Raw genomic sequence first — 13,466 nt, 5'->3', positions numbered from 1 at the left:
TATATAAAAAATATTGCGCAATCATCATAAATCATTCGTTTAGAGGACTTTGTTGTGCTATTTGTAAAATTTACGTTAATCAGGATGCTAATGTTTGTAATTCTGAAATTTTATACGTTATATTTGTTCATATCTTTTTAAAGAAAACATGAACACCGTATTTGTACATCATCATCATCATTTTCCACTGGCTCAGGCGAGGTAGGATGGTTATGTGCAGTACATAAAATATCATTAACACCCGTTTGAGTATTCAGGCGGGTGTTTTTTATTACCGGCCTGTGCTCAAATCCATTAAAAAAAAGACTTTTAATATGAGTACAACACCTTTAAAGATCGCAATTCAGAAGTCGGGCAGACTTTTTGAAGAATCCTTAAAGATCCTCAAAGATTGCGGGATCTCCATTGATAACGGGCATGATCAGCTTAAGGTAAGAGCGCGTAACTTCCCACTTGAGGTCATGTACCTTCGCAACGGCGACATCCCTAAATACCTCCGCGATGGCGTAGCCGATATAGGGATCATCGGGGAGAATCTTCTTATTGAGAAAGGAGAAGAGCTTGAGATCGTCGAGCGCCTGGGATTTTCTAAGTGCCGCGTTTCTCTGGCGATCCCAAAAGAGCAGGAACTAAATGGTCTCGGCGATTTAGAAGGCAAAAGAATTGCTACCTCTTATCCGAACACGGTAAATCGCTTTCTTGAACAAGAGGGTATTAATGCAGAACTTCACATGATCAGTGGGAGTGTTGAGATCGCTCCGAACATAGGTCTTGCAGATGCTATCGTCGATATCGTATCGAGTGGTAGTACCCTTTTTAAAAATAACCTGAAGGAGGTATCAACCATTCTCGAGAGTGAGGCTGTTTTGGCTACTTCACCACAAATAGGTTCAGCACAGCGTGAATTGCTTGCCAAACTCTTGTTCCGTTTGCGTTCGGTCCTTAAGGCAAGGGATTCCCGATATGTATTGCTCAATGCCCCTAATGAAAAGGTAGATGCCATTATTAAGATCTTACCGGGAATGCGTAGTCCAACTGTATTGCCTTTGGCAGAGGAGGGGTGGAGTTCCCTGCATACCGTTATTGAAAAGGATAAATTCTGGCAGATCATCGATGAGCTCAAAGCACAGGGTGCTGAAGGTATTCTGGTTTGTCCTATTGAAAAAATGGTGCTCTAAAAAACGCTTATGAAAAAGAACATAAATCCAACTCCGGAGTTATTGAACGAATTGTTGAAACGGCCAACAGAGGCTGCTTCAGAATTAGAACCACTGGTAGCCCAGGTCTTCGAAGAGGTAGCCCAGAAAGGCGATCAGGCCGTTGCCAAATACACCGAACTTTTCGATGGAGTACACACGATCCGGTACAGGGTTTCAGAAGAAGAGATCGCTACAGCGACTCAACGTGTACCTCAGGGATTAAAAGATTCGATACGCAAGGCTGCTGCGAATATTGAAAAATTTCACAGGGCGCAACAAACAGACCGGGTACAGGTTGAGACCATGCCCGGGGTGGTATGCTGGCAGGAGAAGAAGCCTATCGAAAAGGTCGGGCTCTATATTCCGGGGGGAACCGCCCCCTTATTTTCTACGGTGCTTATGCTGGCTATTCCCGCCAAAGTAGCCGGGTGTAAGGAAGTGATCATTTGCACACCTCCCGGAAAGGATGGTAGTGGTGTCAATCCGGTGATCCTCTTTACTGCCTCCCTCTGCGGAATCGAAAAGATCTACCAGGTAGGAGGGGTGCAGGCCATTGCCGCCATGACCCTGGGAACCGAAACCATTCCGGCGGTATATAAGATCTTTGGTCCAGGAAATCAATATGTCACCGCTGCTAAACAATGGGCAACCCGTTACCAGGTGTCTATTGATATGCCGGCCGGGCCTTCAGAACTCATGGTAGTTGCAGATACAACGGCCCAACCGGCCTATGTGGCGGCCGATCTGTTATCGCAGGCAGAACACGGGGTCGATAGCCAGGTGATCCTGCTCAGTACCTCCGAAGCCTTTTGTGATGCGGTTAAGCAAGAGATCGACCGTCAATTACCGGAACTACCGCGAAAAGAGATCGCCGCTAAAGCCATAGCTAATTCGCGTATGATCGTTGTGGATAGTACCGGAACGCTAATATCCGTGATCAATGAATACGGTCCTGAGCACCTTATTATTGCTGCCGAAAACGAACAAGAGATCAGTGCAGCGGTATCGAATGCCGGTTCGGTTTTTCTTGGAAATTATACCCCTGAAAGTGCTGGTGATTACGCCTCGGGGACCAATCATACCCTTCCGACGAACGGATACTCACGACAGTATAGCGGAGTGAACCTCGATAGTTTTACTAAAAGTATTACCTATCAAAAGATCAATGAAGAAGGTATGATGGCGTTGGGTCCTGTTATTGAAGAGATGGCAGAGGCAGAAGGACTTTATGGTCACAAAAATGCTGTCACCTTAAGATTAAATGACCTTAAGAATTCACAACGATGAAAGAGGAAAAGGCAATACGCTCACGATTTGACCTGCGCAAGCTCGTACGGCCATGTATAGCGCAATTAAAACCCTATCGTTCGGCGAGGGATGAATACAGTACCCCCGGGGGAGAAATGATCTTTCTCGATGCGAATGAAAATCCTTATGGTGATGGTATTAACCGCTATCCCGATCCTTATCAGAATGCATTGAAAAGTGTGCTTGCATCGCTTAAAGGGGTGCGCCCGGAACAACTCATTATCGGTAATGGAAGTGACGAGGTTCTGGACTTGCTCTTTAGAGTTTTTTGTGAACCGGGAGATGCTAATGTGATCACCCTGCCGCCTACCTACGGAATGTATGGTGTACTTGCAGGGGTCAATAATGTCGAAGTTCGCGAGGTGCCTTTGGATGATCAATGGCAGCCCAGGACCGATGAGATCCTGGAAACGGTTGATGACCAGACAAGAATGATCTTTTTCTGTTCTCCCAACAACCCAACAGGAAACCTGATGCAGTCTAACAAGGTTAAAGAAATACTTCAAGCATTTGCCGGTATCGTAGTCATAGATGAGGCTTATATAGATTTTACTTCATCAGATAGTTGGTCGTCCATGTTAGACGATCATCCAAATCTTGTTGTGGTACAAACACTGTCAAAGGCTTATGGATTAGCGGGAGCAAGGGTTGGATTCGCCATAGCCTCTGAAGCGATCATCTCCATTCTCAACAAGATAAAGCCGCCTTATAACGTCAATGCCCTTAGCCAGGAGAAGGCCCTGGAAACGTTGCGTGATCCGGAAGATGCTAAACGGTTTTTGGCCACCGTCAAAGAGCAAAAATTCAGGCTTATTGATGGGTTCAAAGCTTTGGATTATGTGGAGCAGGTTTTTGAAAGCGAGGCCAACTTCATACTCTTCAGGGTAGACGATGCTCAAAGGCGTTATGATGAACTGCTGGCAAAAGGCATCGTGGTTCGTAAGCGCCACGGACTCCCCGGATGCGATAATACCCTTAGGGTAAGTATCGGTACCATTACTGAAAATGAAGTACTGTTAACCGTTTTAAATCAACTAAATTAAACCTACCGATGAAAAAGATATTATTTATAGACAGGGACGGAACCCTGATCAGGGAACCTGAAGACGAACAGGTAGATAGCCTGGAGAAGCTGGAGTTTCTCCCCGGGGTACTTAGCGGTCTGGCTAAAGTTTGTCAAAAGGGAGATTACGAACTGGTCATGGTAACCAACCAGGATGGTTTGGGTACAGACGCATACCCGGATGATGCATTCTGGCCCATACACAACTTTATCATGCGCACGCTCGAAGGAGAAGGGATCTTCTTTAAAGAGGTGGTGATCGATAAGACCTTTCCCGAGGAAAACTCCCCTTTTAGAAAACCCAATACCGGAGCTTTAACCGCCTATATGGAAGGTACTTACGACATGGAAGGCTCCTATGTGATCGGTGACCGTCTTACCGATATGAAATTGGCAGAGAATCTAGGGTGTAAGGGGATCTTTATTGATAACGGCCGCAACCTGGGAAGTGCAGAACTGAAAGACGATAAAATAGCGCTGGCCAATACCATTGCACTCGAATCTGCATCATGGGAGCCCATTACCAGATTATTACTTGGCGGAAGTCGAAGGGCGTTGATCAAAAGAACTACCAAAGAAACTGATATTACTATAGCCCTGGACCTCGACGGTACCGGAAAGACGAAGAACAATACCGGAATTGCTTTTTTTAATCATATGCTCGATCAACTTGGGAAACACGGACAAGTAGATCTTGAAATTACTGTAGATGGTGATCTGGAGGTCGATGAGCATCACACCATAGAAGATACGGCCATAGCCCTGGGAGAAGCTTTTGCACAGGCTCTGGGTGATAAACGGGGTATTGAACGTTACGGATTTTGTTTGCCAATGGACGACTGTCTGTCGCAGGTAGCTATTGATTTTGGTGGAAGAAACTGGCTGGTGTGGGATGCCGAATTCAACAGGGAGATGATCGGAAAAATGCCAACAGAGATGTTTCTGCATTTCTTTAAATCGTTCTCAGACGGCGCCAAGGCCAATCTGAATATCAAGGCCGAAGGAACCAATGAGCATCACAAGATCGAAGCGATCTTCAAAGCTTTTGCAAAAGCTATTAAAATGGCGATAAAACAAGATCCTGAAAAAATGATATTGCCTACGACCAAAGGCATGTTATAATCAACTGTAGATCCAAAATGAATATAAGTATCATAGATTACGGAGCCGGTAATATTCAAAGCCTCATTTTCGCTTTCAACAGGCTGGGAGTTACCCCCGAGGTCACCGATAACCCCGAGATCTTGAAGGCTTCAGATAAGGTGATCTTTCCCGGAGTGGGCGAAGCCGGTAGCGCCATGAATAAACTCAGAGAACACCGTTTAGAATCGGTGATCCCTGACCTTAAGCAACCCGTGTTAGGCATTTGCCTGGGGATGCAATTAATGTGCAGACACAGTGAGGAGGGAGATACCAACGGACTAGGGATCTTCGATCTCAATGTAGAACGCTTTGAGTCCGGTTTAAAGGTGCCGCAGATCGGTTGGAATACCATTAGAGACCTTCGCTCGCCTCTTTTTGACGGCATTGAAGAAAATAGTTTTATGTACCTCGTACACAGTTTCTACGTGCCCGATAATGGTCAGGCCATCGCAAGAACCGAATACGGTATACCTTATGCATCGGCCCTGCAGAAAGATAATTTTTACGGGACCCAGTTTCACCCTGAAAAAAGCGGTGAAGTCGGAGCACGTGTACTGGAGAATTTTTTGAAGCTATAACCGCATAACTACCAACATGAGAATCATACCTGCAATAGACCTGATAGACGGCAAATGTGTACGCCTGTCTCAAGGGGATTACAACACCAGTAAAATATACAACGAAGATCCGTTAGATATGGCCCGGAGATTTGAAGATCACGGCATACAGCACCTTCACCTTGTTGATTTGGACGGGGCTAAGGCCAAAAAGATCATTAATTACAAAGTGCTCGAGCGCATTGCCGGCCATACTTCCCTAAAGATCGATTTTGGCGGTGGGGTGCGTTCCGGGGAAGACCTGAACATCGCCTTTAACAGCGGTGCAAAACAGGTAACCGGAGGAAGCATTGCCGTAAAGGATCCTGAAACCTTTACTTCATGGATCGATACCTATGGTAGCGACCGCATTATTCTGGGTGCCGATGCAAGAGATCGCCAGATCGCTGTTTCCGGATGGATGGATACGTCTGATAAGGCATTGATACCCTTCATTACAGATTACCTCGAAAAAGGCATCACCTATGTGATCTGCACCGATATATCTAAGGACGGATTGCTACAGGGACCAGCCACGGCATTATATCAGGAGATCCTTGAGGCTACTAATGGTAAGGCATTAAACCTGATCGCTTCCGGAGGTGTAACCACCATGGACGATGTAACAGTATTAAGCGAGTCCGGCTGTGAAGGGGCCATCATTGGAAAGGCGATCTATGAGGGAACCATTGCCCTAAAGGATCTTGAAAATTTTATAGTGCGTTAAGCACACCATACCGGAAGACCGGTATCATGAAAATCAGAAAAGAACTAAAAGCGTGATCATGCTTACAAAAAGAATTATTCCTTGTTTGGATATCAAAGACGGACGTACTGTTAAGGGGGTTAACTTTGTAGCTCTTGCCGATGCAGGAGACCCTGTGGAATTAGCAGAGCGCTATGCCCTTGAAGGCGCCGATGAGTTGGTTTTTCTAGACATTTCGGCCACCGAGGAGAAACGTCGTACCCTGGCCGATCTCGTATATCACGTCGCTGAGAAGGTCAATATCCCCTTTACGGTAGGAGGGGGTATATCCAGCGTTGACGACGTGGCGGTATTATTGCGCGCAGGTGCCGATAAGATCGCAGTGAATTCTGCAGCTGTAAGGCGCCCGGAACTCATAAATGAACTGGCCAAGCGGTTTGGATCCCAATGCGTGGTGGTGGCCATTGATGCCAAGCAGGTGGAAGACCAATGGTTGGTGCACCTGGTAGGAGGTAAGGTTCCGACCTCGGTAGATCTGTTCGAATGGGCATATGAAGTGCAGGAACGCGGAGCCGGGGAGATCCTTTTTACTTCCATGGACCACGATGGCACCAAGAACGGATTCGCCAATGAGGCCCTGGCCAAATTATCGACCATGCTTCATATACCCGTAATTGCCTCCGGTGGTGCCGGAAAAGCCGAACACTTTAAAGATACGTTCATTCAAGGTAAGGCCGATGCTGCTCTTGCAGCCAGTGTTTTTCATTATGGGGAGATCCCGATCCCGGAATTAAAAGCCTACCTTGACCAACAAGAGATTCCCGTAAGAATTTAAAATAAATAGGAGTATGTCACCAGATTTTTCAAAGAGTAAAGACGGATTGATCCCTGCGATCGTTCAGGACAATGCCACCATGAAAGTCCTTATGTTGGGCTATATGAACAATGAAGCATTTGAAGCCACTAAAAAAAATGGCAGGGTATGTTTCTTTAGCCGATCCAAGGGGCGACTGTGGGTTAAAGGCGAAGAGAGCGGCAATTTCCTCGATGTTGTCCATATGGAACTGGATTGCGATCGCGACACCCTTTTAGTACAAGCAAAGCCTGCTGGCCCGGTTTGCCATACCGGTACCGATACGTGTTGGGGTGATGCGAACACGGAGCAGTTCGGATTTTTAAGTGAACTGGAAGCCGTTATTGCCCAACGCAGAACCGAACGCCCCGAAGGAAGTTATGTCACCAGTCTGTTTGAAAAAGGCATTAATAAGATCGCCCAGAAAGTGGGAGAGGAGGCGGTAGAAACCGTGATCGAAGCCAAGGATGATAACGAGGAGTTGTTTCTGAACGAATCTGCCGATCTATTGTTTCATTACTTGATCTTGCTTCAGGCTAAAGGGTATACCCTGTCTGATATCAGTAAAGTTCTTAAGGAAAGACATTCATGAAAGGATGATCTGCTTTCCTTAAGAATACGTAAATTGATTATTAAACACTGAAGTATTGAGAAAAATAAACGGCATAACAGAAACCTTGCGGAGGCCCTTCAGGCGTCACTCTAAGATTGGGCAGGCACCGGGATCGGTTATTTACCTGGGAAAACGCAAAGAGGGCAAATTTCAGGTTACCCTGACCTATTATAGTGAAGGTGAATATTCTGAAAAGGTTACTGAAGAAAAATTCGTTATGCCTCCTGAAAAGGGGATCCCAAATGGGGTGCGCTGGTATAACGTTAAGGGTCTTTTTGAAACCAAACAGGTAGAAGCCATGGGACGATCGTTCGGTTTGAACCCTCTTACCCTGGAGGATATTGTAAATACCGATCAACGTCCTAAGGTCGATCATTTTGATAATTACCTTTTTGTGGTCATAAAAATGATCTATCTGGACCCATCGGGAAATATCAACGTTGAACATGTGGCTCTTGTACTTCTTGAAAGCGAGGTTTTGCTTTTTCAGGAAGTGGAAAAGGATGTTTTTGATGGGGTGAGAGTTCGACTCAGGAATGCTTACGGCCGCATAAGGCAGCGCAGTGCCGATTATTTGCTGTTTGCCCTTCTCGATGCTGTTGTAGATGAGTATTTCTTGGTTATAGAACACCTTGGAAACAAGGTCGAAGACCTTGAAGAAAAGGTCTATAACCACCCGAAACCCGAAACTGTTCACGAGATCCAGGCCTTAAAAAAGGAGGTTCTTGAATTGAGAAAGAACATCCGCCCCGTAAAAGAGCTCATCAGTCAGCTCATCAATTTAGAGCATCCGCTTATTAAAGATGAAACCAAGCCATTTTTAAGAGATATTCAGGATCATTGTAATCAGATACAAGATAGTATAGACCTTTACAGGGAAATGACCATGAGCCTTATGGAAATGTACATGAGTAGCATGAGCAATAAAATGAACGAGGTCATGAAGGTATTAACCATTATGGCCAGTATTTTTATTCCTCTGACCTTTATAGCGGGCATATACGGGATGAACTTTACATACATGCCGGAGCTTCAACATCCGCTGGGATACCCTTTGGTATTGACCGTAATGGGTGTTTTGGTGGTAGGCATGCTCATATACTTCAGGAAGAAGAGGTGGCTCTAATCGGTTTACCGGAAAAGGTCGGAAGACAGATAGCGATCTCCCCGATCACAAATAATGACCACCATAACGCCCTTGTCAAGGGTTTCTATAAGTTTTAATGCCGCTGTAACGGCACCTCCGCTGCTCATACCGGAAAAAACTCCCTCTTCTTTGGCCAGACGTCGGGCCATGGCTTCCGCTTCCGCTTCACTCACCTCTATGATGCGATCGACCTTACTTTTATCGAAGATAGCGGGCAGGTATTCCTTGGGCCATTTACGTATCCCCGGTATCCGGGAATTATCGGTAGGTTGAACTCCGACGATCTCTATGCGGTGATCTTTTTCTTTTAAATAGGTCGACGTACCCATAATGGTTCCCGTGGTACCCATAGAAGAAACAAAGTGGGTGACCTTACCTGATGTATCTTCCCAGATCTCAGGACCTGTGGTCTTGTAATGAGCCTTCCAGTTATCGTTATTCCCGAACTGGTTGAGCATGATATACCCTTCATTCTTAACCTTGTTTTCAGCGTAATCCCTGCTGCCTTCTATTCCCATATCTGCCGGGGTAAGGGTGAGCTTGGCACCGAAAGCCCTCATAGTAAGAATGCGCTCTTCGGTCGAGTTTTCGGGCATCACCAATTCCAGGTCCAGTCCAAACAATCCTGCGCACATGGCCAGGGCGATCCCGGTGTTACCACTGGTCGCTTCAATAAGTTTAGAGCTTTCATCTATATCCCCGCGATCGAGGGCACTTTTGATCATATTGTAGGCCGGGCGGTCTTTTACACTACCTCCGGGGTTGTGTCCTTCCAGTTTGAACCAGAGCTCTATTCCGGGTTTGGTTACTAAAGCATTGGAACGCACCAGGGGGGTATTTCCGATCTGATCGAGAATGGATCTACTTTTCATTTGCAGTTTTTATTTTGATCTCAGGGGTATGTGTTACGATCGAATTTGGAGGTATCGAGGCCGTTAACCAGACATTACCGCCAATGATGCTATGCGATCCGATCACGGTATCGCCTCCCAAAATGGTGGCGTTGGCATATATGGTAACGCCTTCTTCTATGGTGGGGTGCCTTTTGACATCTTCGAGATTTTTCGCTACGTACAGGGCTCCAAGGGTTACCCCCTGATAAATACGCACATTGTTTTTAATAATACTGGTTTCTCCAATAACCACTCCTGTGGCATGGTCAATAAAAAAGGACGGCCCAATATGGGCTCCGGGATGAATATCGACACCCGTAACCCGGTGAGCGTATTCTGTCATAAGTCGCGGAACTAGTGGAAATCCGATCTTATGCAATTCATGAGCCAACCGGTATACGGCAATGGCGTAAAATCCCGGGTAGGACAGGTATACCTGTTCTACCGACCGGGCGGCGGGATCACAGTCGTGAATGGCTTTGGCATCGTGGTGGAGTACTTCGAGAATATGGGGTAGTTTTTCGATGTAGTCATCCCAGATCTCCACACATGGTTTGTCCGGCTCCCAGCAGGCCATTTCGACCAATTCTGAAAAGATCTCACCAAGCTCGCTCATATAAGAAGCCACATCGGTTTCCATGTCAAAAAGCGTGTAGAACAGGTCTTTTGTAAAAAGTTCTGCCCGCTCTTTTAACCGTAATTTAAGATGGGGAATGATCTTGTGTGCTTCGATTTTCTTTACCAGTTCTTTTCTCATCATTTCCTGTATATAGCCTTTCAAATTTACGCAATCTGTAAGGTCTTAACCCTAAAATTGTGCTAACTTTAGTCGATCTGATCAAAATAGAAGTTATGGAGACACCAAGGGTAAAACCCTCAATTCTGGATTTTTTAGCAGCCTTAAAAAATAATAATGACCGCACCTGGTTCGAAGATCATAAAAAACAGTTCAAGGGAGAACAAGCCATAGCCAAGACCTTTTTTGAGCATATCTTTCATCTTATGAACGCCCATGATGAATTAGACGCGTTCAAGGTATTCAGGATTTATCGGGATGTTCGATTCTCCAAGAACAAGACACCTTATAAAACTCACTTTTCTGCCTCATTCCAGCGGACAAAACCAAAGAACAGGGGTGGATATTACCTGCATATTGAACCGGGAAACAGCTTCCTGGCTGCCGGATTTTGGGGGCCTTCTAAAGAAGATCTCTTCAGGATCAGAAAAGAATTTGAAATAGACGATGCTCCTATGAGAAAGTTTCTTGCATCAGAAGCATTTACCGAGGTGTTCAACGGTTTGGAAGGAGAAGAACTGAAAACAGCACCAAAAGGATTTGACAGGGACCATGAGGCGATAGACCTCATTCGTAAAAAGCAATTTATCCTGGTTAAGAAGTTTACCGATAAGCAGGTGACCTCGGCATCCTTTTCCGGGGAAGTGGATAAGAGTTTCAGAGCCGTTCGCGAGTGGTTCGATTACATGAGTGAAGTGCTTACCACCGATCTTAACGGTGTATCCCTATTGGAATAACTATTCGATAGCTTCTACCGTATAGAGATTACCGTTGAAATTGATCGTGTCATGCTTTGCTTTGCCTATGAGAAGCTGAGATACCGGTGCCTCACGTGATATGGCAATGATCGTTTTCCCGTCTGCATTCACAGCTCCCAGAGGAACGCTTAGAAAAAAGATGCCTCTGTTGGTGTGAACGAGGCTTCCCAGTTTCACCGTTGCGGGGTCCTGAAAAATATCGACGTGTTTTAGCTGTTCCTTTAAGTTGATCGCCTCATCGAGATAGCGCATGGTCTGTGTGTAGTGTTCATCTACACTGGAGTCTGAAGAACTGTCTTCGCCACCTTCACTGTGATGGTCTTCGTTCTCCAGAGATTCTTTTAACATGGCGATCTCATTGCGGTATTTCTCTATGCGGGAATTGAGCAGTTCCTGACATTTACGGTAGATCTCTTCTTTTAACATATTCGTTCTGCATTGCTTGATGTTTTGCCTTCAGGCTACCGTAAAAGTACTAAAAATCATGCAACAGTCTCCGATTCAAGAAGTTGAGAGTGGTCTTTAATACGTTCAATGACCATTTTCATCATTCGCTTGTTCAATGCAGACGAATTGCTGGTATAGGTATGGTATTCCTCCAGGGTGAATTGACCTATGATCATCCCTTTAAGCGAATTTCTGAACTTAATATCTCTCTGAATGGCATTTTCGATATACCTCATCTTTTGCTGAAGATTGAGATTGTAATATGTACCCTTATGTTTCCTTACGTAATTTCGAAAGGCTTCCATCAAAAGATCGGTCTGTAGTTTTAAAACCGGGCGCAGGGTGGCGTTTTGAAAACGTTCATCCTTGCTCATGTTTTCGGTGATCACTGCATTTGGGAGTTGGGGTCGGAGTTGGAGCAGAAGCTCTTTACGTGTAGCCATAATGAAGTAGTTTTCTTAAAGATAGCGAATTCGTTAAGGCATATATTTAAGGTTGCGTTAAGGTTTTTAACGCAGTTATGAACAATGAAACATTTCTTAACTTGAGGAGCACATTTAATTAGAACCAGAAAGCATGATCGAGAGTATTGATCCATACACAGGTAAAGTGATTGCCACTTATCAGGAAATGTCCAAAGAAGGTGTTGCTGCTGCTATTACTCGCGGAAACCGACAGTTTAACACCTGGAGAAAGCTGCCTGTGGCAGAACGTTGCCAATACTTTCATAAAGTAAGCGTACACCTTAAACAGCACAAACGAACCTTTGCATTGCTCATGAGCAGGGAAATGGGGAAGCCGGTGAAACAGGCAGAGGCAGAGGTAGAGAAATGTGCGTGGCTTTGTGATCATTACGCAGATCATGCTAAGGCTTATTTGAAAGACAAGGTGATAGAAACCGATGCTTCCCGAAGCTATGTGAGCTACGAACCTTTAGGGGTTATTTTGGGAGTTATGCCATGGAACTATCCTTTTTGGCAGGTTTTCCGTTTCCTTGTTCCGACCTTGATAAGTGGTAATACCGCTCTTTTGAAGCACGCTTCTAATGTGATGGGTTGCGCCACAGCTATTGAACAGATCTTTCGCGATTGCGGATTCCCTGATAGCGTATTTCAGCAATTACCTATAAAGAGCGATCTCGTAGCATACATACTAAGTCACGATTTTGTGAGAGGAGTAAGTTTGACCGGTAGTGAAAAGGCGGGTAGTGCCGTGGCAGAAATAGCCGGACGAGAGATCAAAACATCCTTACTGGAACTGGGGGGGAGTAATGCCTTTATCGTACTGGATGATGCCGATCTCGACAAGGCGGTGACCACAGCAGTTCAAGCCCGGTATCAGAATACAGGACAAAGTTGTATCGCAGCCAAGCGCATACTCTTGCATGAGAAGATAGCCGATAGCTTTATCACCCGCTTTCTCGAAGAAGTTAATCTTCTCTGTTCAGGAGATCCGAAAAATGAGGAGAGCTATATTGGTGTAATGGCCAGGGAGGATCTTGCTAAAGAATTGGAAGATCAACTGGAACGTGCTATAGGTGCCGGAGCTCAGGTGCTGATCGGCGGATCTCGAAAAGGAGCTTATTTTGAGCCTACGGTAGTACGCACTCAGGATCCGATGAACCCGCTAATGCGGGAGGAAACCTTTGGACCACTGGTAACTGTTTCAACATTTAGTAGTCTTGAAGAAGCGGTAACGCTTTCGAACCATACTGGATTTGGTCTGGGGGTAAGTCTTTTTACAGCGTACCCTGAGCGTATCACACCTGTGATCCATGACTTTAAAGAAGGGGCGGTGTTTATCAATGAGATGGTAAAGTCAGACCCTCGATTGCCTTTTGGAGGCATAAAGAACTCCGGTTATGGCAGGGAGTTAGGGCAGGAGGGTATCCTGGCTTTTGTCAATAAAAAGACCGTGTATATTCAATAATTGCTTTAAGTAACT

15 protein-coding genes are annotated in these 13,466 nt (G+C 45.4%); 11 read left to right on the top strand and 4 right to left on the bottom strand.

Annotated features, from left to right (window positions below):
• Positions 1-314: 314 nt before the first annotated feature.
• Genes hisG through corA form a run of 9 tightly spaced genes read left to right on the top strand, consistent with a single transcriptional unit; the run spans position 315 to position 8,607 of the window.
• A complete protein-coding gene (hisG, locus tag IS446_RS12130; protein ID WP_203061015.1) occupies positions 315-1,178 on the top strand; it encodes an ATP phosphoribosyltransferase in 864 nt (287 codons plus the stop codon).
• A 9-nt stretch (positions 1,179-1,187) separates the two neighbouring features.
• The gene (gene hisD / locus IS446_RS12125) at positions 1,188-2,486 is read left to right on the top strand and encodes a histidinol dehydrogenase (protein ID WP_203061014.1); all 1,299 of its coding nucleotides are present in this window, start codon (positions 1,188-1,190) and stop codon (positions 2,484-2,486) included.
• Complete coding sequence (gene hisC / locus IS446_RS12120) at positions 2,483-3,550, top strand: histidinol-phosphate transaminase (protein ID WP_203061013.1); 1,068 nt, start codon at positions 2,483-2,485, stop codon at positions 3,548-3,550. Before hisD ends, hisC begins: the two co-directional genes overlap by 4 nt.
• Before the next feature lie 8 nt (positions 3,551-3,558).
• Entirely contained in the window at positions 3,559-4,692 is a 1,134-nt protein-coding gene (gene hisB / locus IS446_RS12115) for a bifunctional histidinol-phosphatase/imidazoleglycerol-phosphate dehydratase HisB (RefSeq protein WP_203061012.1), read from the top strand.
• 17 nt (positions 4,693-4,709) lie between these two features.
• Positions 4,710-5,291 (top strand): imidazole glycerol phosphate synthase subunit HisH, encoded by a 582-nt coding sequence (hisH, locus tag IS446_RS12110; RefSeq protein ID WP_203061011.1) that lies wholly within the window; start codon positions 4,710-4,712, stop codon positions 5,289-5,291.
• A 16-nt stretch (positions 5,292-5,307) separates the two neighbouring features.
• Positions 5,308-6,036 (top strand): 1-(5-phosphoribosyl)-5-[(5-phosphoribosylamino)methylideneamino]imidazole-4-carboxamide isomerase, encoded by a 729-nt coding sequence (hisA, locus tag IS446_RS12105; protein WP_203061010.1) that lies wholly within the window; start codon positions 5,308-5,310, stop codon positions 6,034-6,036.
• A 58-nt stretch (positions 6,037-6,094) separates the two neighbouring features.
• Positions 6,095-6,850, top strand: coding sequence for an imidazole glycerol phosphate synthase subunit HisF (hisF, locus tag IS446_RS12100; protein WP_203061009.1), 756 nt, complete (start codon positions 6,095-6,097; stop codon positions 6,848-6,850).
• A gap of 13 nt (positions 6,851-6,863) precedes the next feature.
• Entirely contained in the window at positions 6,864-7,460 is a 597-nt protein-coding gene (gene hisIE / locus IS446_RS12095; protein ID WP_203061008.1) for a bifunctional phosphoribosyl-AMP cyclohydrolase/phosphoribosyl-ATP diphosphatase HisIE, read from the top strand.
• Positions 7,461-7,515: 55 nt separating this feature from the next.
• Complete coding sequence (gene corA / locus IS446_RS12090) at positions 7,516-8,607, top strand: magnesium/cobalt transporter CorA (RefSeq protein ID WP_203061007.1); 1,092 nt, start codon at positions 7,516-7,518, stop codon at positions 8,605-8,607.
• A gap of 5 nt (positions 8,608-8,612) precedes the next feature.
• On the opposite strand, the gene cysM is transcribed toward corA, so the two are convergent.
• Positions 8,613-9,500 carry a cysteine synthase CysM gene (cysM, locus tag IS446_RS12085; protein ID WP_203061006.1) on the bottom strand — a complete coding sequence of 296 codons (888 nt, stop codon included), beginning with the start codon at positions 9,498-9,500 and terminating at the stop codon, positions 8,613-8,615.
• On the bottom strand, positions 9,490-10,281 hold the full coding sequence (gene epsC / locus IS446_RS12080) for a serine O-acetyltransferase EpsC (protein ID WP_203061005.1): 792 nt from the start codon (positions 10,279-10,281) through the stop codon (positions 9,490-9,492). Before epsC ends, cysM begins: the two co-directional genes overlap by 11 nt.
• Before the next feature lie 56 nt (positions 10,282-10,337).
• Between epsC and IS446_RS12075 the strand changes: the two genes are divergently transcribed.
• The gene (locus IS446_RS12075; protein WP_317192206.1) at positions 10,338-11,054 is read left to right on the top strand and encodes a DUF2461 domain-containing protein; all 717 of its coding nucleotides are present in this window, start codon (positions 10,338-10,340) and stop codon (positions 11,052-11,054) included.
• On the opposite strand, the gene IS446_RS12070 is transcribed toward IS446_RS12075, so the two are convergent.
• Positions 11,055-11,501, bottom strand: a complete 447-nt coding sequence (locus tag IS446_RS12070; RefSeq protein ID WP_203061004.1) for a transcription elongation factor — start codon at positions 11,499-11,501, stop codon at positions 11,055-11,057. It abuts the gene before it with no gap.
• A 56-nt stretch (positions 11,502-11,557) separates the two neighbouring features.
• Entirely contained in the window at positions 11,558-11,965 is a 408-nt protein-coding gene (locus IS446_RS12065; protein WP_203061003.1) for a glyoxalase, read from the bottom strand.
• 133 nt (positions 11,966-12,098) lie between these two features.
• Here IS446_RS12065 and IS446_RS12060 point away from each other — a divergent pair, with 133 nt between their 5' ends.
• Positions 12,099-13,451 (top strand): NAD-dependent succinate-semialdehyde dehydrogenase, encoded by a 1,353-nt coding sequence (locus IS446_RS12060; RefSeq protein ID WP_203061002.1) that lies wholly within the window; start codon positions 12,099-12,101, stop codon positions 13,449-13,451.
• Positions 13,452-13,466 lie beyond the last annotated feature (15 nt).

Source organism: Robertkochia sediminum, from assembly GCF_016786255.1.
Classification (GTDB): Bacteria; Bacteroidota; Bacteroidia; order Flavobacteriales; family Flavobacteriaceae; genus Robertkochia; species Robertkochia sediminum.
Note: the sequence above shows the minus strand (reverse complement) of the source record. Positions and strands in the feature narration are given on the sequence as shown.